Source organism: Geobacillus sp. FSL K6-3411, assembly GCF_037965715.1.
Classification (GTDB): Bacteria; Bacillota; Bacilli; order Bacillales; family Anoxybacillaceae; genus Geobacillus; species Geobacillus thermodenitrificans.
On sequence record NZ_CP150187.1, the window covers coordinates 3114626 to 3135102 of the forward strand.

Here is a 20477-nt window from a genome sequence, read left to right on the forward strand (position 1 = left end):
GCCAACAAAAAGTTGAAAAAAAGCAACGGCCATCCACCGTTGCCTTTTAACACCAACCCGCCTCCCCGTCGCAATCGACATATTTTTGATCCGGTTCAACGGTAGCGGTCACATCTTTATAGATTTTTCCGTTCTGCTCGGTATACCCGTTTTTCAACTGAACGCCCGCTGCCGGAAGAGGAAGACGTCCGATGAGCTCGCCTTCCTCGTACAAGTCCAGCGAGCGGCCGTTCAGCTTGCCGGTTACCCGATCCGTAATATCGATGCGCGTTGATTGCAGCGCCATCGGGAGCCCCCCTTTTTAATCAAGTTCCGGTATGTATAGGGTGTCTGGATCGGGGGCGAAGATTGCAGGAACGTTTATCCTTCGTTCACCATCGCCGCGTATTGTTCAGCCGTCAACAAGTTGTCGACTTCGCTTAAATCTTTCGGTTCAATAACAATCATCCACGCTTTTTCATACGGCGATTCGTTCACATATTCCGGATTGTCATTTAACGATTCGTTCACTTCGACGATCGTGCCGCTGATCGGCGCATACAGTTCCGAGACGGTTTTCACCGATTCGACGCTACCAAACGGCTCATTCGCCGTAATTTCCGTTCCAACTTCCGGCAGCTCAACAAACACGATGTCGCCAAGCTCTGATTGGGCAAAATCGGTAATGCCGATGCGCACTTTGTCTCCTTCGACGCGCACCCACTCATGCTCTTTTGAATAGCGAAGTTCTTTTGGCGTGTTCATGGAATCCCTCCATTGCGACAAATTATCTCCTTTTTCATCATAACCGATTTTGGACAAAAACTCACCGAGTTCGTCGCATTTTATTAAAATTTTTTATCTTTCTGCCGACAGGCGTCCGGCGAAAAACAAAATTTTTTATCTTTCTGCCGACAGGCGTCCGGCGAAAAACGATTCGTACTCTTGCTCGCGAAACCCGACAACAACCCGTTCGCCGCCCGTTAAAATGGGCCGTTTTACTAGCATCCCGTCCGAAGCAAGCCACTCAAGCATCTCTTCTTCCGATGCGCCGTTAAGCTTGTCCTTTAATCCGAGTTCGCGGTATTTCATCCCGCTTGTGTTAAAAAATTTTTTAAGCGGCAACCCGCTTTGACGGTGCAAGCGTGCGAGCTCCTCTTTCGTCAGCGGCTCATCGACAAGATGCACCGTTTGCACCTCGATCCCGTGCTCATCAAGCCACCGCTTCGCCTTCCGGCACGTCCCGCATTTCGGATACCAATACAACGTCAACGCCATGGCCGTCCCTCCTCTAGAACTGTTAACGGAAACAATTGATCGGTTGTCCCCGTTTTTCCGAACCATTGCTATCTGCTTCTGACAGAAAGAAGTACCAGGACAAACCTGGTACTTCCTATTATCACACAATATACTGTTCCGCTTCAATGAGGGCTGCAGCCGCTTCGCGTTTTTTCGCGATCACGTTGATCGGGGTATGACGCGTCAACCGACGGAGAGCGGCGAGCATCATCCGAAGTGTGTCGCCTTGCTCCACGGCAACGAGCGTTTCTTTCGCATGGGCTTCGATTTCATTGAACGCCTCTTGGCAGAAAATTTGCGTATACAACACTTTTTGCTTGTTTTTCTCTTCCCCGCTCGCTTGAATCGCTTTTTCTGTGCGCAAAAGCGCCGATTCCATCGCATAAATGTTGGAAACGATATCAGCGATATTGACAAGCACTTCTTGTTCTTCCTCGATCCGTTGACCGTATTTTTGCACCGCTAAGCCAGCGACCATCAAAGCGATCTTTTTCGCGTTGCGCACCAAATATTTCTCTTGCTCAAGCACCCCTGAACCCGGTTCCTCGGCCGTCATCATCATGAGCTCTTCTTGCAGCTGTTGCGCTTTTTGGAAGAGCGGCAGCTCGCCTTTCATGGCTTTTTTCAAATACATGCCCGGCACGAGCAGGCGGTTGATTTCGTTCGTCCCTTCAAAAATGCGGTTAATGCGCGAATCGCGATAAGCGCGCTCGATTTCATACTCTTGCATAAAGCCGTAGCCGCCGTGAATTTGTACCCCTTCATCAACAATGTAATCGAGCACTTCAGTGGAGAAAAACTTGTTCAATGAGCATTCGATCGCATATTCAGCGATGGACTTGGCAATTTCTTTGCCGTCCTTCGCTTTTTCCGCATCAAGCAAGCCCATCCGTTCATCGAACAAACCGACCGTGCGGTAGACGGAGCTTTCCGCCGCGTACAGCCGCGCTGCCATCGTCGCGAATTTTTCTTGCGTCAGCGTAAACTTCGAAATCGGTCGCTTGAATTGCTGGCGTTGGTTGGCGTATTTCAGCGTGATTTCAAGCGCCCGTTTCGCCCCGCCGACCGCCCCGAGACCGAGTTTATAGCGGCCGATGTTCAAAATGTTGAAGGCGATGACATGGCCTTTGCCGATTTCACCGAGCACGTTTTCTTTCGGCACCGGCACATCTTGCAAAATGAGCGTCCGTGTTGACGAGCTTTTAATCCCCATTTTCTTTTCTTCCGGACCGGTTGAGACGCCCGGGAAGTCGCGCTCGACGATGAACGCGGTGAAATGCTGGCCGTCCACTTTCGCGTAAACGACAAACACATCAGCGAAGCCGGAGTTGGTGATCCATTGTTTTTCACCGTTTAAAATGTAATGCGTCCCTTCGGCGTTCAATTTCGCCGTCGTTTTTGCTCCAAGCGCGTCGGAACCGGAGCCCGGTTCGGTTAAAGCGTAAGCGGCAATCTTTTCTCCAGTCGCTAAATACGGCAAATATTTTTGTTTTTGTTCTTCCGTACCGAACAAGACAATCGGCAGCGATCCGATGCCGACGTGTGCCCCGTGCGAAATGGCGAAACCGCCGGCCGGCGCCATATGTTCGGCAATGATGGCAGAGCTCACTTTGTCCAGTCCTAACCCACCGTACTCCTCCGGGATATCGGCGCTTAACAGCCCAAGTTCGCCCGCCTTGCGAAGCAGTTTCACCGAGCGGTCAAACTCATGGTTTTCGAGATGCTCGAGCTGCGGAAGCACTTCGTTGTTGACGTACTCTTCCGTTGTCTTGGCGATCATTTGATGCTCATCGGTGAAATCTTCCGGCGTAAACACACGCTCCGCCGGAATGTCCTCAATTAAAAAGCTGCCGCCTTGAATCGCATTTTCGACCGTTTTTGCCATTGTTTCTTTTCCTCCCCCAAATATCGTGTGATTGCCCGGGCGGCAGCGCCGCCCGCTTCATTTTCTATTGACTTCACATCACAGCAGTTCAAAGACGCCTGCGGCTCCCATGCCGCCGCCAATGCACATCGTAACAATGCCGAACTGGACGTTGCGGCGCCGCATTTCGTAAAGCAACGACAAGGTCAACTTCGCGCCAGTGCAGCCGAGCGGATGGCCAAGCGCGATCGCCCCGCCGTTGACGTTGACGATCTCTTCATCGAGACCAAGCTCGCGAATGACTTGGACCGATTGAGACGCGAATGCTTCGTTTAACTCGATCAGGCCGATATCGGACAGCTCAAGACCGGCCAGTTTCAACGCTTTCGGCACAGCCGCGACCGGACCGATCCCCATCACTTCCGGCGGCACGCCGGCGACGGCGAACGAACGAAACTTGCCAAGCGGCTTCAAGCCGAGCGATTCTGCTTTTTCGCGATCCATGACCATCACCGCCGCGGCCCCGTCGCTCATTTGCGACGCGTTTCCTGCCGTGACCGTGCCATTGACGGCAAACGCCGGGCGCAGTTTCGCGAGCGTCTCCATGTTCGTGTCCGGGCGCACCCCTTCATCTTGCGTAAAGACCACTTTCTCTTCAACGAGTTTGTTGTTTTCTACTTTGCGCACCGTCACTTCTACTGGTACGATTTCCTCATCAAATTTCCCCTCGGCCAGCGCTTTCGCCGCCCGCTGATGGCTGCGCACAGCAAACGCATCTTGGTCCTCACGGCTGACGCCGTACTTTTTCGCCACTTGCTCGGCCGTATGCCCCATCGACATGTAATATTCTGGCGCTTCTTCCGCCAAGCGGGCATTCGGGCGGACGACATGCCCCATCATCGGGACCATGCTCATCGATTCGACTCCGCCGGCGATGACCGTATCGGAATGACCAAGCATCACCCGTTCAGCTGCATAGGCGATCGCCTGCAAACCGGACGAACAATACCGGTTGATCGTGATCGCCGGCACGGTATACGGCAGACCGGCGAGCGCCCCGATGTTGCGGGCGACATTGAGTCCTTGCTCCGCCTCCGGCATGGCGCAGCCGATAATTAAGTCATCGATATTCCCGTCATAGTTTCCTGCTCGTTTTAGCGTTTCTTTGACGACAAGCGCTCCCAAATCATCCGGCCGCACATGAGCGAGCGTCCCTTTTTTCGCTTTCCCGACCGGTGTGCGCGCTCCTGCGACAATCACCGCTTCTCTCACGCCAATCCCCCCTCAACATTCATCCGCCTTAGTTGCGGAGCGGTTTTCCTTTGACAAGCATATGTTGCATTCTCGCTTGCGTCTTTGGCTCGCCGATCAAGCTTAAAAACGCTTCGCGCTCAAGGTCGAGCAAGTATTGTTCATCCACTTCCGTTCCGTATGGCACGTTGCCGCCAGCCAAGACGTACGCCAGCTTTTTGGCAATTTTCAAATCGTGCTCGCTAATGTAGCCGGAATGGAACATCGATTGCGCGCCAAGCAACATGGCGGCATAGCCGCTTTCGCCGGCCACCGGCACTTTCTTCCTTACAGGCGGGCGATAGCCGTCTTCATATAAGGCGAGCACCGCTTGTTTCGCTTCGTAAAGGAGATGATCGCTGTTCATCGTAATGCCATCGCGGCTGTTTAAGAAGCCGAGCTCACGCGCTTCAGCCGCTGACGTCGACACTTTCGCCATAGCGATCGTTTCAAACGTTTTGGCAGCCACTTTAACATAATCGACATCCGCACCGTTTGGCAGGCTGTTCAACCGTTTGATGTACAACTCCTTGTTGCCGCCGCCACCCGGAATCAAACCGACGCCGACTTCCACAAGCCCCATGTACGTCTCGGCCGCTGCCTGGATGTGAGAAGCTGCCAAGCTCACTTCCGCCCCGCCGCCTAACGTCATGGCAAACGGTGCAACGACGACCGGCTTCGGATTGTACTTCATCTTGAGAAGCGCTTGCTGGAACTGCCGAACTGCCAGTTCGAGTTCAAAGAAGTTTTCGTCCTGCGCTTCCATCAACATCATCGCGAGATTCGCGCCGACGCAGAAGTTTTTCCCTTGGTTGCCGATGACAAGTCCTTTGTAGTTGCGGTTCACTTCATCAAGCGATTCGTTGATCATTTGCACGATGTCGGTGCCGATCGCATTGTTCGGTGAATGGAACTCAAGGAGCGCCACGTCATCACCGAGATCAATGAGGCTTGCGCCGGCGTTTTTCTTGATGACGCCGCGCGTCTCTTTCAGACGACGGATATGAACGATTTTTTCGTTTTCTTCCACTACTTTATAGCCGTCAGGCGCATAATAGAACAATTGGCCGTTCTCCGTTTTATAGAACGCCGTGGCGCCATCGGCAAGCATATTTGTAATCCATGCCGGGATGTCACGCCCTTCAGCCTGCATTTTCCGCACCGACCGTTCCAATCCGATCGCATCCCACAATTCAAACGGGCCTTGTTCCCAGCCGAACCCCCATTTCATCGCTCGGTCGATCGCCACGATGTCATCAGCGATCTCACCGACGAGCTGAGCGGTATACAGAAGCGTCGGCGCGATGATGTTCCATAAAAGCGTGCCCGCGCGGTCACCGTCGGCGTACACGAGCGTTTGCAGCTTGGCGGACGCACCCTTTGCCTGCTTCGCCATCTCCACCGCCGGCGTGACCAACTTTTTGCGTGGTTCGTATTGCATCGTGATGTAATTGAGCTCGAGAATGTCTTTTCCTTGTTTGAGGAAAAAGCCTTGTCCGGATTTGCTGCCGAGCCAGCCGTTTCCAAGCATCGCTTTCATGAACTCCGGCACGCGGAACGCATCTTTTTCTTCTCCCTCGACGTTTTCATACACGTTGTTCGCAACATGTACAAACGTATCGAGTCCGACAACATCAAGCGTGCGGAACGTTGCGCTTTTCGGCCGTCCGATCAGCGGTCCAGTGACCGAATCGACTTCACCAACGCTATACCCGCCTTCCATCATCTCACGGACCGTGACAAGCAGCCCATACGTGCCGATCCGGTTGGCGATAAAGTTCGGTGTATCTTTCGCCATGACGACGCCTTTGCCGAGCACCTCCTCGGCGAACGTTTTCATATAGGCGACGACATCCGGGTCTGTCTGCTCGGTCGGAATAATTTCCAGCAGCTTTAAATAACGCGGTGGGTTGAAAAAGTGCGTGCCTAAAAAATGCTTTTGAAAGTCCTCCGAACGCCCTTCCGCCATCGCTGCAATCGAGATGCCGGACGTGTTCGAGCTGACGATCGTTCCCGGCGTCCGCACTTCATCAACGCGGGCCAACACACTTTTTTTCACGTCTAAGTTTTCAACGACGACTTCAATAATCCAATCGACTTCAGCGAGCCGATGGAGATCATCTTCAAAGTTGCCCGTTTCGATGAGCGCAATGTTGTCTTTCGCCATGAGCGGCGCTGGTTTTTGTTTCAACAGTTTTTGCAGCGCTTGATTGGCGAGACGGTTGCGCACTTGTCGATGCTCAAGCGTCCATCCTTTCGCTTCTTCTTCCTTCGTTAATTCCCGCGGCACAATGTCAAGCAACAGCGTTGGGATGCCGACGTTTGCCAAATGAGCGGCAATGCCCGAGCCCATGACGCCAGACCCAAGCACAGCAGCGCGCCGAATGCGTTTCACCATTCCTGTTCCCCCTTACACCATTGAATGAGCCGTCATTCATTTTTCGGTGAAAAAAATAAATCTGAAAACGTTCTCTACACTTAAATATATAGTATGTTATTAATTTTCGCAATATATTTGCTGCACATTTTTTCCCACATCGCAGCTCGGTTTTTGTTCATACTAGGAAAAGGAGGTGAAGGTGATGGCTCGGTTGAAAAAAAATCCGTCAAAAGGCGGCGTTAGCGCAGCAAGCGTGAAAGGAAACGCCGGCCCGACGGTTGAAGCGGACGGCGGCGGCAAACAGACAAGCCAAAACCAACAGTATAAAAAGCACAATATGCAAGGGGACTAAACGCCGGCGGCGTTTAGTCCCCCTCTGATGCATAACGCAGGGAAGTCATCGGCCAAAGCCGATCGTACCAACAAAGGCGGCGCTCCCGCCGCCCTCCGCCTCCCCTACTTCCGAATAATCCCTTTTAAGACGAACGCTACATTGGCCGGACGCTCAGCAAGCCGGCGCATAAAATAACCGTACCAGTCCGTTCCGTACGGGACGTACACACGCATCGTATACCCCTCGCGCACCAGCTCGATTTGGCGCTCCGGGCGGATGCCGTATAGCATTTGAAACTCGAACTGGCTGTTTGGAATGTTGTATTCCTTAACAAGCTGCTTTGTATATTCAATGATGGCGTCGTCATGCGTCGCCACCGCCGTATAGTTGCCGTTAAGCAAATGTTGTTTAATGATCTTTTTAAAATTTTCATCCACATCTTTTTTTTCTGGGAACGCCACTTCCGGCGATTCTTTATATGCCCCTTTGACGAGACGCAAATTCGGGCGGTATGACTTTAAATCTTCAATATCTTTTTCGGTTCGGTATAAATACGCCTGCAGCACCGTGCCGACGTTATCGTACTCTTTTTTCAACTGTTTAAAAATATCGAGCGTCTTTTGGCAGCGCGAGTAGTCTTCCATATCAATCGTCACAAACACGCCACGCTGCTTCGCCACATCTAAAATGCGGCGCATATTGCGCATCACAAGGTCATCGGAAATATCAAGCCCCATCGATGTCATTTTCAACGACAGTTGCGAATTTAATTTCTCCCGGCTAATCGCCTCAATCGCCTCAAGACAGTGCCTTGCCATCTCGTTTGCTTCCCGCTCATTGTCGACAAACTCCCCTAAATAGTCGACCGTGACGGCTAACCCTTTTTCGTTTAGCTGGCGGATGACACGCACCGCATCATCAATCGTTTCGCCGGCGACAAATCTTGAAGCGCCGAAGCGGAGGCCGTATTGCTTCGCCAACTTCGTCAACGTTTTATTTTTCGACAGGAACAAGAAAAAGTCTCGCATTAGCTGCTCCACAGTTGTAAGCCCCCTTGTTTGAAAACGCATTCACATCTTTATTGTACCACGTTTTCACGTCATTGAATATGTTTTTTCCCTGCTGTTTATTTTTTATTTGTGTATAATTTTCCACTCACTGGATAATCTACAAGCGAACAATGAGTGAAAGGAGCAAAAGACGATGCAGCAGCAACCACAAATGAATCCACAAACGGCGATGCCGCAACCGCCGCAAATGGTGTCATCGAAAGACGCCATGTATTTTTCCGATATGATGTCGTGGAATTTGCTGGCAGCCAAAAAAGCGCACTTTTTCGCCTCGCAATGCCGCGATCCCGAGGTGGCGCAGGCGATCGAGCGCGCCGGACAAATGCATCAGCGCCATTACAATATGATTTTGCGCCATTTACAAAACCCACCGCAACCGCCAGTCATGTAATAAGGAGGAGCGTCGCATGAACACAAGACAAGTGCAAAATCCAGAAACACAAGTGCCAAAAACACCGCAAATGAATGAGCGCGACTTTTTGAACGATATGTTGGCGACGGAAAAGTATATGACGTTGTCCTACAGCGTGTTTTTGCATGAGGCGAGCAACCAACCGTTATATCAAGATATGATGAACATTTTTACAGAAACGCAAAATTGCCAGCGTGAATTGTTCAATTTAATGTTCAAAAAAGGTTGGTACAAGCTCGAAGCAGCCGATCCGCAAAAGCTTCAACAAACATACCAACAGTTCCAAGGATATACAAACCAGTTCCCTTATCAAGGAAATCAACTGCAGTGAAGGGAACAAACGGGGATGCCCGCTATTGCGTGCGGACATCCTCTTTCACGTCTGAAAAGCAGAAATTCTGAACACGAAGGGGGAGAGGGATGACAGCTCCACCTCCATCCGTATGGACAACACTGCAAATATTAGGGAGCTCGACGGATTTCCAAACAAAAGTGTACCGGAACGATACAGCCGGTCTCTATCTATGGGTGTCGTATGTCGAGCCGATGGTTGATATGGAATTTGTTGCTCGCTCTATTTTTCCTTACTTGTTTCATTGTCCGTTTTCATCTTTAGAAGAGATCCACCGAGCTCTTCCAATCGACGATGCATATATTTCTAGCGACCCTAATAATGTGAAGGAAAAATTGCTCGAGGGATATTTATTCATCCGCCTTCATGAAACGGACGAAACCGGGCTGCTCGTAAAGGCGCAAAAAACATTGGAGCGTGCACTCACCGTTCCCGAAGTAGAATTTAGCGTCGTTGGTCCGAAAGAGTCGTTTATTGAATCGTTGGAAACGAATTTATTTTTATTGCGCAAACGAATTCCGATCGACCGTTTGACGGTCAAAATGACAACGGTCGGAACGTTGTCAAAAACGAAAGTGGCGGTTGTTTATATTGATGGCATTGCCAATCCCGACAACGTCCAAACGGTTCTTCAGCGCATCGAGGAAGTGGAATTTGACGAGATCATTGACAGCTCTTATATCGTGCAAATCATTTCGGACAATCGACACTCTCCCTTTCCGCAGCTGCTCGATACGGAGCGCCCGGACCGAGTCGCTGCCGTACTGGCCGAAGGAAAAGTGGCGATTATGGTAGATGGATCGCCACACGTATTGATCGGTCCAACGACGTTAGTGGAATTTTTTTCATCCTTTGAAGACTACTTTCTCAATTGGACGGTCGCATCGTTTTTCCGTCTCATCCGCCTGTTTTCGGTCACCTTTTCTATTTTGATTACGCCGATGTATGTAGCGACGTTGAACTATCATTACGAATTGATTCCAAAAGATTTACTCGGCACCTTAATTACATCGAGAAGGGAAATTCCGTTCCCGCCTATTTTGGAAGTGCTGTTTCTCGAACTGACGATTGAGCTATTAAGGGAGGCCGGGGCACGGCTCCCCACAAAAGTCGGCCAAACGATCGGTATCGTCGGTGGGATTGTCATTGGAACCGCTTCTGTTGAGGCCGGTTTGACAAGTAATGTTTTGCTCATCTTAGTGGCGCTCGCCGCATTGGCTTCCTTTACTACCCCCGTTTATAAAATCGGGAACACGATTCGCTTGATGCGTTTTCCATTTATCCTGTTCGCCGAGATATGGGGGCTGCTTGGCGTTGCCTTTTGTTTTTGTATTATCGTGACCCATCTGCTTTACTTGACTTCGCTCGGGCGTCCGTTCCTTTCCCCTTTATATCCGCCGCGTTGGCGGGATTTAAAAGACGCGTTGGTCCGCCTGCCGTTTACAAGCCAATCCAAACGGCCGGAAACATTGCGAACCGAGCAGCCCATTCGCTTTGATAGGAAAAAGGCAAAACAAAAACGAGACATCGACGAGTGAAAAACTGACAGGAGGACGACGATGGCTTCTGTTGCCGAACGTCTACAAGTTTCACCTTTCATGACTTTTTTTATCATTATGTCCATGCAAATCGGTATCGGAGTGCTCGGGTTTCAACGGATCATCGCGGAAACCGCCGGACATGATGCGTGGATTTCCGTCCTGCTGGCCGGCGCTTCGTCCCATCTCATTCTCATCTTGATATACTGGCTGTTGCAACAAGCAGATGGCGATTTCGTCCTCCTTCATCAGCGCCTTTTCGGCCGCTGGGTTGGAGGAGTCCTTTCGTTATTGCTTGTCCTTTACTTTGCCATCATACCGTTTGTCGTTTTGAACACATATATCGAAGTGGTTCAAGTATGGATGTTTCCTGACTTGAAAACATGGGAATTTTCCCTCGCATTGTTTCTTCTTTGTTTATACATTACGTTTGGCGGATTCCGGATCGTTGTCGGCATTTGCTTTTTTTTCCTGATCATTCCGAGCTATTTAGTGTTTACCTTTTGGTTTGTCCTTGATTATAGCGACTTTTACCAGTTACTTCCGATCTTCGATCATTCCCCTTCAGCCATTTTGAAGGCAGCGAAGCAAATGACATTGACGATGCTCGGATACGAAACGGTTTTGTTCTTTTACCCTTTTATAAAAGGCGGAAAGCAATCGGCCAAATGGGCGCATGCTGCCGTACTGACGACGACATTGTTTTATACGTTGCTTACCATATTGACGTTGGCCTACTTTAGTGAAAACCAACTGCAGCGGCAAATTTGGCCGACGTTAATGATGTGGAAAGTGGTGGAATTGCCGTTTATTGAACGCTTCGAATATATCGGCATCGCCAACTGGCTGCTGATTATTTTGCCGAACATCTGCTTAGGCTTATGGTGTTCCTCACGTATATGCAAACAACTTTTTTCGATTCGCCAAAAAATGGCTTTACTAGTCATTACAACGATTTGTTTTTTCTGTACGTTATGGATTGACGACCGCGCCGAAATCGATTTCGCCAACACCATTTTAAACAGAGCCGGTTTTTATTTTCTCTATATATGGATTCCTTGCCTCGCAGGCATCACGTATATCGTAAAGAAAGTGAGAGGAAACGTATGAGCATGCGGACCGCTCTGTTGATTGGGGTCACCGTTGTCCTCCTTTGTGGCTGTGTTCGCAAAGAAATTTTGGATGATATCAATATTGAAAGCGCGGTCGGATTTGATGAGGCAGGAAAAGAGAAAATTCGGGGAACCATTGTCATTCCCGTTTACAAAAGAGGGGAGACAGCGAACAAAACGTTGACAACGGTTTCCTCCACAGCGAAAGACGTGCTTGAAGAACTGCAATACAAAACATCCGAGCCACTCGTCAGTGGAAGCATTGAGATCGCCTTGTACGGAAAGCAACTAGCCAAACAAGGAATTTTTCCTTTTATCGATCAATTCCGTCGTGATGCAAGCATCGGGACGAGACTGTATTTAGCAGTGGTCGATGGGACGGCCAAACATTTGCTAGAAGGAAATTACGGCCGGCAAGGAAACGGTATTTATCTCTCCAACTTACTAAAACAAAATATAGAGCGGCGCGATTTGCCAAAAACCAATTTACATTTATTTTTAAAAACGTACTATGCTGATGGAAAAGATCCTTTTTTACCCTATATACGCCGGGTTGGTGAAGATGTACAAGTGATTGGCGTTGTTCTCTTTCGCGGCGATCGGGTAGTCGATACAATTGGGCAAAGTGACATGTTCTACTTTAAAATCGTAGCTGACGGCTATAGTGAAGGCACCCATACGGTCCGATTAAACAATAAAAAATACGTATCAATTAAAAATATCTCGACAAAACGGACCATTTCCTTTTCAGGGCCAAAAACTCGTCCGCATATTCATGTTCATATTGCTCTTGAAGGAATCGTACGCGAATATAAACATGGGCCGTTCACGTCCGCTGTCCGCCGGTCTGTCGAAAAAACGTTTGAACAACAAATTCGTTCGCAAACGGAGGCGCTTCTCCGTCGTTTTCAAGAAAAGCAAATCGATCCGATCGGCTTCGGTGATCTGGCTGCGAGCCGTTACCGCCAGTTTCGCCACCGCGATTTTTATAAGCATTACAGCCAACTTCCGATCCGTATCACCGCTGACGTGACGATTCGCAACACCGGAATCATCGAATAAGCATCCCTGTTTGACCGACGGGATGCTTATTCTTCATGGCTCGTTTTAATACCACCAGCCCGGATACGGTGGATACGGCGGATATGGCGGGTACGGATAAAACGGACGCGGGGTGAGGGCACCACCGATCAATCCACCTAAAAACCCGCCGATCAAAGGAGCACCGAACAACAAACCTGGAAATGGCATCTCTCTTTCTCCTTTCCTCCATGAATAAGAATGCGGTACTTTATTCATATGCGCACAATAAAAAAAGAGGGTGGGCTGTCCGCCCAACCCCTTCTCCTTTTTTTCACCACCAAATCGGGCCATACGAATACGGATAGAAATACGGCGGGAACAATGTGCTGCCGAGCAATCCGCCTAAGAACCCTCCAAAAAACGGCGAGCCAAAAAACGGATATCCAAACGGTCGCCCAAAGCCCCAGGGTCTCCCAAAGCCCCATGGGCGCCAAACGCGTGCATCGGCCATCTCGATATGGTTCACTTTTCTTCCCTCCTTCCCTTAGTCTCACTGTATGTATGATAAACACCCGTTGTTTAGGCTCGCACCCAATCGCCCAAAAAGAAACAGGCGACTATCAAGCCGCCCCAGCCTACATCAGTTCTACACGCACTTGTTCTGACAAACAGGCGATCGAGTCAAACAAAATGCATACGGCCTCATCCATTTCTGCTTCACTCATAGAGAGCACCGGGATGAACATCAATACCGGACCGAGCGGACGGATGATCAATCCGCTTGGGCGCGCCTCAAGAATGATGCGAATCACAACCATTGCGGTGCGCGGAAAAACGACTTTCGTCGCTCGGTCTTTGACGATTTCGATGCCGCACATCAATCCTTTTTGCCGACTTCAGCATCTCATATAGCATTTCTAGCCAATGGAAGGCAAGAGTGCTTCGCACGTTCGTACAAGTGGGTAGTCGCCAGCTCCCGCTTCACACTTCGTCAGAAGTGAAGCGGGAGGCGTTGACACCAATCTGGTTCCGCAAACGCTTTCCCATCTTCAGCCACCCCAATTTAAACAAATTGACGCTCATCCCAAGACGTTCAAACGCCAGCGCGAACATGGACGTGACGACGGTTTTTCCGCCCCTATTCCGGTAATAGAGGCCGTCTTTCCCATTTCCCCCCTTTGCAGTTGGTTTTTATTTTGACGATACCACTCATTTTGTTAATCTTTAATTTATATAAGTTTACATACAAGTAAGAGGCAGCCTGTACCCGCCTCTTACTCCTCTTCGTTCAACAAAGCGAATAAGTGTGGCAGCTCCTTGTCATGTGTCACTGCCTCCCACCGATGTAGGCTTTGCACTTCTTCATTTTCCAATAAAGAAGCCAACATCCGCACAGCTTCAACAATATGAGCTCCTTTATTCAACATGACACATTGCGCCTGCTTCCCTAACGATACATCCGAGATTTCCGCACGCGCTGGCATCCCCTTTTTCGCTAGCTGTTCAAGCACTTGCGTCGCCCAAATGACCGGAACATGAGCCGCCCGGCATAGCGCCAAAATCTCTTGCTGGGTGACGGCCATATGTTCAAATCCGACTTCAAGCGCTAAGTCACCGCGGGCGATCATCACACCGAACGCCGGGAGCTTTAACCCTTCAAGCAAAATGCGGGCTAAGTTTTGGAGCGCCTTCCTCGTTTCAATTTTCACAATCACCGGGAGCGAAGAAGCCCCGTGCTTTGAAAGCAAGCGATAAAGCTTCCGCAAGTCATAAGGTGTATGGACAAATGACAGTCCGACCATATCGGCATGCTTAGCGATGAACGGAATCAATTCAAGATCGCGGTCGGTAAGCCGCGGAACGGTCAACTGGATGAACGAGTCAGGAAGATGAATGCCCGTCCCTTGCTTGATCGTTTTCTGCTTTCCTCCATCGGCAATGACTTTTGCCTCGATGCACCATTCATGAACCTTGACGACCCTGGCTAAAATTTTGCCATCGTTTAAATACAACCGATCTCCCGCCCGCACGTTGCGCCATGCTTTCGCCAATGTGGTTGTCATCTTTACGCCTTGTTCGGCCTTTGCAGCCGCAAATTGGGCTTCATCGAAATAAATGTAGAGTGTCGTTCCAGTTTTGACAAGTGCTTTCATCGGAATGAACAACGTGGAAGAAAGAGTAAACGATACCGACCCGCCCCACAATTTCATCCCATTTTGCACATAGGCCGTTCGCGAAAGCAGAACTTTAAAACAAGACGGTCCTATCTGTTCCATCACCTTCAATTTTCGTTTTTTCCCACGCACATCATTGAAAAACAGTTCGTCCCCTTGTTCCACAACTGCTTCCTCTTCAGCCGTCAACTCCAAGATGAACGAAACATCATGAGGAAGCGGGGAAAACAGGTTGGAAGAGTCGAAAGAAATGATACCGACCAACGGTTGAACCGACTCTCCATATTCATTTTTCTGTACTGCCAACTTCACCGGTCCTGTATTCACGGCAAGACGGTCGACCCGAATCTTCGGGCCCGGTAAATCCATGTAGATGCGGCAGCGCTTTCCCAACAGTTGTTGTTGCAAACGCTCTTCCGCCTGACGGATGACAGCGGCCAACGTCTCCCATGTTTCCGGCGAACCGTAGGCGCAATTAATACGGGCAATGTCCATGCCGTACAAAAGCAACCGCTCCACGATGTCCGGATGATCGATCCACGCTTCGTCCATTGTCACCATGATGCGTGTCCGCCGGGAATGGCCCCGTGGGCCAAACATGGCTTCCACCTGTTCATCAAGCAGCCGTTTCGCTTCTCTTCTTTTCACCTTTCGGATCTCTTCCCTACGATCAAACGGCGTGCGCAAATAAGTCAAAAACTGTTCCATGGCCGCGATGAGATGAGATTCTTGCCCAGCGAGCAGCAAGCCCTCTTCTTCAAGTGCCTCCATTAAATCTAACGGCATATGCTCGTTCATATATAAATAAGCAAGCAACTGATCCCGGCTTTCTTCACGGGATGAAAGTGGAAAATGTTTTCGTTTTTGTGCGACCCATTCGACCAACGCGTGGTAAAAGGCGGCTAATCGGGCACCTAAATCCCGTTTGTCGTGCATTCGTGGCACCAACCCTCGTGAAAAATGCGGTTTTATTTCTATATATTCGCCGCCGCCAAAAATCAGGACAGAAAAAAAACCGACGTCATTCGCCGGTTTTCCACTTGAACACTATTACGTCCTTTTTCACCATACTATTTTTGAACAACCAATTTCATTCCACATTGACAAAGCAACGAATGCTTCAGCCGCCGTATAGGCTGATGGCATTGTTCACAAATCTTCGTTTTACTCATTCGTGCTTCTCTCCTTTGTCATCCCCCTCTGCTTTCTATTATACACACAACTTTATTTAAAGTAAATATAATTTGATAATAAATATCATTTTATAAAACAAATCGTTTGGACTATGTTTCCAACTATGCTACACTGTTTATAGTGTTAATATTCAAACAAAAGGAGGCTGTAAACATGTACGACATTGCCATCATCGGTGCCGGACCGGCAGGAGCGAGCGCCGCGCTTTTCACCGCTAAGGCAGGCAAGAAAACAATCGTGTTTGACAACGATAAAAGCATCACCAAGCGTGCTTGGATCGAAAACCATTATGGCGTCCCGGAAATCAGCGGTCCCGATTTAATCGAAACAGGCAAAAAACAAGCGGCCAAGTTTGGTGCGAACCTAGTGACAGCGCAAGTGACGGACATTCAAAAAACAGAGAGCGGATTCCGGCTCGACACCGACAATGGTTCATATGAAGCGAAACATGTCATTTTCGCTACCGGAGTGGCCACCGATCTGGCAGAAAAAATCGGTCTGCGCACGAAACCAGCCACCGAACCGCGCATTAAAACTGTCATTGCCGTCGATGAAAACGGCAAAACGAACATCGACGGCATTTGGGCGGCCGGCACCGTGGCGGGCACTAGCGTTCATACGATCATCACCGCCGGTGACGGCGCCAAAGTCGCCATTAACATTATTAGCGAACTGAACGGCGAACGGTATGTCGACCACGATGTACTGAAAAAATAACAAAAAAGCTGTCCGAAAAAAGTTGCCTTCCTTCTATCGATGCATTGAGCGCATATAGACGACGATGAAAAAGGGTGTCCCGTTATTTTGGGACACCCTTTACTCTCATATGAACCGAATAACAGATGCCTCGGCTAGCTGCCAGACACCTGCCTCATCCTTATTGGCCAATGCTTCGATATTTTCCTTCAAAAAATAAGAGCGGATCGCCTGGTTCATCTTTCATCACAATATGGGTCACTTCGCCGAAATAAAGCGTATGGTCACCGGCGACGTACGTGCTGTGCACACGGCATAACACATTCGCCATCGCATCCGGCAAAATCGGGTGGCCGTCCACCCATTCAAACGCCACATCCCGTTCTTCCTTCAGCTGACCCGCAAACAAACGCGACAAGTCTTCTTGGTCGCGTGTCAAAAGATTGACCGCAAACTTCCCGGTTTGCTTGACGATGTCATGCATCCGCGCTTTATGGCCAATCGAGACGACCACCAGCTTCGGATCAAGCGAAACGGACATAAACGCGTTCGCCGTCATCCCTTTCACTTCCCCTTGAAATTCGGTCGTCACGACCGTCACACCAGTTGCGAATTTCCCCATCGCGTTGCGAAATGTACGATCATCCATCGGTTCTCCCATCCTTCCCTTTTCATCATCTCGTTGTTCTCTTTTGTGATAAAGCAACGCTCATACAGCTTGACGTTTGCTGCTCCCAACAGGCCGATGAAAAATCACTGTGTCCTTCCAGCAATCATTGTTTATTGCTCTAAACATCCGATTTTCTCAATGCGAGAAATCTTTTTTACATTTGCGATTTTCCATCACTAGCCTACTAGGCAGGCGGTTAGCCGTTAGGCGCCTGTTTCAGACAAGCCGATGCTCGATTCCCCACAGGCAAATCTATCCTCATCATAGCAAAAACCAAGCAGGGAAACAACGACGGTGCACCATCAGCCATAACCGTACTGAAGATGTCCTTGCTTAAAGCCGGCTGCCTTCTTTCCAGCGCCTGAACCGTTTTCCCATTTGATGCGCAAGAAGGCGGCTACGACTTCGCTATTGACACTACTCCTTTTCTTCAATGGCAGCACAAGAAAATGACGAGCCTGCATCCATAGATGAAAACGCAACGGCTTGTCCCCAAAGTGACAGATGATGTCATCGCCCATCGCAACCGCAAGAAAAAGGCAGGCCTCATCCAGATGAGCACCTGCCTTTTAGTGGGGTTACGACGCTGTTTGTTGCGCCCGTTCCCGTTTTCCGGCTGCGTATTGAATGGCAAACATGGCAGCAAATAAGACGAGTCCGACGATGTCGCTGATTGTTTCCGGATAAATTAGCAACAACCCTGTCACAACCGCAATGATGCGTTCAACAATGTTAAGCTTCCGGTACCAAAAGCCGATCATCCCCGTGCTAATGGCTAACATGCCGACAAACGCGGAAAAGACGACCCATATCAAATTTGGAATGGTTGTATCGATCATTAACAGCGCGGGTGAAAGCACAAACATATACGGGATGATAAACGCAGAAATAGCTAACTTTGATGCATTCACACCAGTCCGTAGCGGCTTCCCTCCGGAAATGCCGGCCGCCGCAAACGCCGCAAGCGCCACCGGCGGCGTAATATCAGCAATAATGCCAAAGTAAAAGACGAACAAATGAGCCGCCAATTCCGGCACGCCGGAAGCGATGATTGCTGGCGCGGCGATCGTTGACGTAATGACATAGTTCGCCGTCGTCGGTGACCCCATGCCGAGAATAAGCGATGTCAACATCGTGAAAAATAGCGTTAAAATCAAAATCCCGTTCGACAAATCGACTAACCCGTTCGCCATTTTTAAGCCAAGACCCGTTTTCGTGACGACCCCGACGATAATCCCAGCCGCCGCTGTCGCCGCCGCCACAGACAACGCACTTCTCGCCCCTTCAACTAAAGCGTTGATGATGTCGCGCCATCCTAACCGCGTTTCCTTTTTCAACGCGCTGACCGCAATGATCGCAACGATCGACCAAAGCGCGGCTCTCATCACACTCATTCCGCTCATCAGCAGCAAAATAACGATAAGGATCGGAATGAGCAAGTAAATTTTTCCGAGCACTTCCTTCCGGTTCGGCATTTCTTCCTCTGTCAACCCGCGCAACCCGATTCGCTTCGCTTCAAAGTGCGTCATCATCCAAATGCCGGCGAAATACAAGATCGCTGGGATCGCTGCCGCTTTCGCGATCTCCCAATACGAAATGCCGCCGATAAACTCCACCATCAAAAACGCAGCTGCTCCCATGACCGGAGGCATGAGCTGACCGCCGGTGGACGCCGTCGCCTCCACAGCGCCGGCAAACTCTTTTCCATATCCGAGCCGTTTCATCATCGGAATCGTAAACGATCCGGAAGTAACGACGTTCGCCACTGAACTGCCGCTGATCGTTCCTTGCAGCGCGCTGGAGAACACCGCCACCTTCGCCGGACCGCCGATTCGTCTCCCGGCGACAACGAGCGCCAAGTCATTAAAGTATTCCCCGACACCCGTTTTTACCAAGAAGGCACCAAACAATAAGAAGACGAAAATGTATGTCGCCGATACGTACAGCGGCGTGCCGAAAATGCCTTCCGTCGTAAAAAACATCGTTTTGACGAGCCCTTCCAAATTGACGCCCCGATGGGCTAAAAATCCCGGCATATATGGGCCGAAATAGGCATACAGCAAAAATAGCGACGCAATGATCGTAATCGGCAGCCCAACCGCCCGCCTCGTCGCCTCAAGCACAAGCAATACGGCGACCAACCCAACCGTAAAGTCGAGCGGCGTCATAATGCCGATGCGTTGGACGATGTCATCGAGCATGAGCGGCAAATACGCGCCAACTCCGATCGACAACAGCGATAAAATGATATTGACGATGCCGACGTTGGTGCGATGAAGATTTTTTTTACGCGCTGGAAACAATAAAAAGATAAGCGACAGAGCAAATCCTAAATGAATGGACAATAAAATTTGTTTTGGAAGCGTTTGAAAAATAGAAGCATATAACTGAAAGAGCGAAAAGGAAAGCAGCCCAAAAAAGACAATCCAGCCGAGAGGACCTTTCAATTTGCGCGTCGCTGCTTCCGGATCATATTTTTCCATCAATTGTTGTTGCTCTTCGACAGATAGTTGTTCAAACTTCTCAGCCAAACAACTTCACTCCCTTCCAGCATTGAAACAATGATAGTCGCGTCACCTTGATGCAGACAATGGAGCCGGGAGGGATGACTGTTTTTAACGTCACCGTCTTCCCTTGATAAACGACACGATGGTTGGCGATAACTCGTCCAACGCTCAACCAGATGGATGGAAATTTGCGCTCCATGCCAGTAATATAGTATTTTCCATCGCGAAACGTAAAGGTTTCCCTTGACTCCGCGTTTGCCGGCATCCCGACCGCCGTATCCTCATAGGTGAGAGCGATTTGTTCAATCGTCCCGTCAGCCAGCACTTGATACGTCTCCTCCACCTCCGAACGGTGAATCGAATGCGTATAGCGAATCGCGAACGTGTCCCCTTGAGAAATCGGAATATACGCAGCAACCTGACCTCCCTTTTCAAACGCCAACACTTGGCGGAAAGGAAGGAAAAAGACGGCAGCCACCGCTAGGAGTACACTGGCCGCTAGGATCCGTTTTCGCATCAGCCGCCCCCCTCAGTGGCGGAAATAAGGAAGGGCTGGCGCCATCACTCAAGCCAGTCCTTCCCG

At 49.8% G+C, this 20477-nt stretch carries 21 protein-coding genes and 1 pseudogene; 7 read left to right on the plus strand and 15 right to left on the minus strand.

Features of this window, described 5'->3' with window-relative positions; translation table 11 throughout:
• Window positions 1-46 precede the first annotated feature (46 nt).
• The 6 genes from NSQ22_RS16015 to NSQ22_RS16040 form a co-directional block, all read right to left on the minus strand.
• Window positions 47-286: a YusG family protein gene (locus NSQ22_RS16015; protein WP_008880239.1), complete on the minus strand. Its 240-nt coding sequence runs from the start codon at window positions 284-286 to the stop codon at window positions 47-49.
• Between the two features lie 74 nt (window positions 287-360).
• On the minus strand, window positions 361-744 hold the full coding sequence (gcvH, locus tag NSQ22_RS16020; RefSeq protein ID WP_008880240.1) for a glycine cleavage system protein GcvH: 384 nt from the start codon (window positions 742-744) through the stop codon (window positions 361-363).
• A gap of 135 nt (window positions 745-879) precedes the next feature.
• Window positions 880-1257 (minus strand): arsenate reductase family protein, encoded by a 378-nt coding sequence (locus tag NSQ22_RS16025; RefSeq protein WP_081157406.1) that lies wholly within the window; start codon window positions 1255-1257, stop codon window positions 880-882.
• Window positions 1258-1378: 121 nt separating this feature from the next.
• Complete coding sequence (locus NSQ22_RS16030; RefSeq protein WP_008880242.1) at window positions 1379-3163, minus strand: acyl-CoA dehydrogenase family protein; 1785 nt, start codon at window positions 3161-3163, stop codon at window positions 1379-1381.
• A gap of 78 nt (window positions 3164-3241) precedes the next feature.
• Window positions 3242-4414 (minus strand): acetyl-CoA C-acetyltransferase, encoded by a 1173-nt coding sequence (locus NSQ22_RS16035; RefSeq protein ID WP_008880243.1) that lies wholly within the window; start codon window positions 4412-4414, stop codon window positions 3242-3244.
• A gap of 28 nt (window positions 4415-4442) precedes the next feature.
• Complete coding sequence (locus NSQ22_RS16040) at window positions 4443-6830, minus strand: 3-hydroxyacyl-CoA dehydrogenase/enoyl-CoA hydratase family protein (RefSeq protein ID WP_099233212.1); 2388 nt, start codon at window positions 6828-6830, stop codon at window positions 4443-4445.
• Between the two features lie 184 nt (window positions 6831-7014).
• On the opposite strand from NSQ22_RS16040, the gene NSQ22_RS16045 reads away from it, so the two are divergent.
• Entirely contained in the window at window positions 7015-7164 is a 150-nt protein-coding gene (locus tag NSQ22_RS16045) for a YuzL family protein (RefSeq protein WP_008880246.1), read from the plus strand.
• Between the two features lie 104 nt (window positions 7165-7268).
• On the opposite strand, the gene NSQ22_RS16050 is transcribed toward NSQ22_RS16045, so the two are convergent.
• The gene (locus tag NSQ22_RS16050) at window positions 7269-8186 is read right to left on the minus strand and encodes a proline dehydrogenase (RefSeq protein ID WP_029761818.1); all 918 of its coding nucleotides are present in this window, start codon (window positions 8184-8186) and stop codon (window positions 7269-7271) included.
• A 163-nt stretch (window positions 8187-8349) separates the two neighbouring features.
• Here NSQ22_RS16050 and NSQ22_RS16055 point away from each other — a divergent pair, with 163 nt between their 5' ends.
• From NSQ22_RS16055 to NSQ22_RS16075, 5 genes are all read left to right on the plus strand, one after another.
• Entirely contained in the window at window positions 8350-8607 is a 258-nt protein-coding gene (locus NSQ22_RS16055; RefSeq protein ID WP_008880248.1) for a hypothetical protein, read from the plus strand.
• 16 nt (window positions 8608-8623) lie between these two features.
• Window positions 8624-8959 (plus strand): spore coat protein, encoded by a 336-nt coding sequence (locus tag NSQ22_RS16060; protein ID WP_008880249.1) that lies wholly within the window; start codon window positions 8624-8626, stop codon window positions 8957-8959.
• A gap of 89 nt (window positions 8960-9048) precedes the next feature.
• A complete protein-coding gene (locus NSQ22_RS16065) occupies window positions 9049-10518 on the plus strand; it encodes a spore germination protein (protein ID WP_008880250.1) in 1470 nt (489 codons plus the stop codon).
• A 21-nt stretch (window positions 10519-10539) separates the two neighbouring features.
• Window positions 10540-11628 (plus strand): GerAB/ArcD/ProY family transporter, encoded by a 1089-nt coding sequence (locus NSQ22_RS16070; protein ID WP_008880251.1) that lies wholly within the window; start codon window positions 10540-10542, stop codon window positions 11626-11628.
• A complete protein-coding gene (locus tag NSQ22_RS16075) occupies window positions 11625-12692 on the plus strand; it encodes a Ger(x)C family spore germination protein (RefSeq protein WP_339263831.1) in 1068 nt (355 codons plus the stop codon). Before NSQ22_RS16070 ends, NSQ22_RS16075 begins: the two co-directional genes overlap by 4 nt.
• Window positions 12693-12737: 45 nt before the next feature.
• Here the strand turns inward: NSQ22_RS16075 and NSQ22_RS16080 are convergent, their stop codons facing one another.
• The 4 genes and pseudogenes from NSQ22_RS16080 to NSQ22_RS16095 all read right to left on the minus strand — a co-directional run bounded on the left by NSQ22_RS16080 (window position 12738) and on the right by NSQ22_RS16095 (window position 15763).
• Window positions 12738-12881: a hypothetical protein gene (locus tag NSQ22_RS16080; protein ID WP_008880253.1), complete on the minus strand. Its 144-nt coding sequence runs from the start codon at window positions 12879-12881 to the stop codon at window positions 12738-12740.
• 103 nt (window positions 12882-12984) lie between these two features.
• Window positions 12985-13164 carry a hypothetical protein gene (locus NSQ22_RS16085; RefSeq protein WP_216367040.1) on the minus strand — a complete coding sequence of 60 codons (180 nt, stop codon included), beginning with the start codon at window positions 13162-13164 and terminating at the stop codon, window positions 12985-12987.
• 124 nt (window positions 13165-13288) lie between these two features.
• Window positions 13289-13577: pseudogene (locus NSQ22_RS16090) on the minus strand (adenosylmethionine--8-amino-7-oxononanoate transaminase); the annotation flags it as partial.
• Window positions 13578-13927: 350 nt separating this feature from the next.
• On the minus strand, window positions 13928-15763 hold the full coding sequence (locus NSQ22_RS16095) for a pyruvate kinase (protein WP_339263832.1): 1836 nt from the start codon (window positions 15761-15763) through the stop codon (window positions 13928-13930).
• Window positions 15764-16174: 411 nt separating this feature from the next.
• Between NSQ22_RS16095 and NSQ22_RS16100 the strand changes: the two genes are divergently transcribed.
• A complete protein-coding gene (locus tag NSQ22_RS16100; RefSeq protein WP_008880257.1) occupies window positions 16175-16738 on the plus strand; it encodes an FAD-dependent oxidoreductase in 564 nt (187 codons plus the stop codon).
• 160 nt (window positions 16739-16898) lie between these two features.
• Here NSQ22_RS16100 and NSQ22_RS16105 read toward each other — a convergent pair whose 3' ends face one another.
• The 4 genes from NSQ22_RS16105 to NSQ22_RS16120 form a co-directional block, all read right to left on the minus strand.
• The gene (locus NSQ22_RS16105) at window positions 16899-17366 is read right to left on the minus strand and encodes a flavin reductase family protein (RefSeq protein ID WP_008880258.1); all 468 of its coding nucleotides are present in this window, start codon (window positions 17364-17366) and stop codon (window positions 16899-16901) included.
• Window positions 17367-17689: 323 nt separating this feature from the next.
• A complete protein-coding gene (locus tag NSQ22_RS16110; protein ID WP_100660716.1) occupies window positions 17690-17908 on the minus strand; it encodes a hypothetical protein in 219 nt (72 codons plus the stop codon).
• Between the two features lie 57 nt (window positions 17909-17965).
• Window positions 17966-19918, minus strand: a complete 1953-nt coding sequence (locus NSQ22_RS16115) for a TRAP transporter permease (RefSeq protein ID WP_087960219.1) — start codon at window positions 19916-19918, stop codon at window positions 17966-17968.
• Window positions 19911-20411, minus strand: a complete 501-nt coding sequence (locus NSQ22_RS16120) for a DUF1850 domain-containing protein (protein WP_081157630.1) — start codon at window positions 20409-20411, stop codon at window positions 19911-19913. Before NSQ22_RS16120 ends, NSQ22_RS16115 begins: the two co-directional genes overlap by 8 nt.
• Between the last annotated feature and the right edge of the window lie 66 nt (window positions 20412-20477).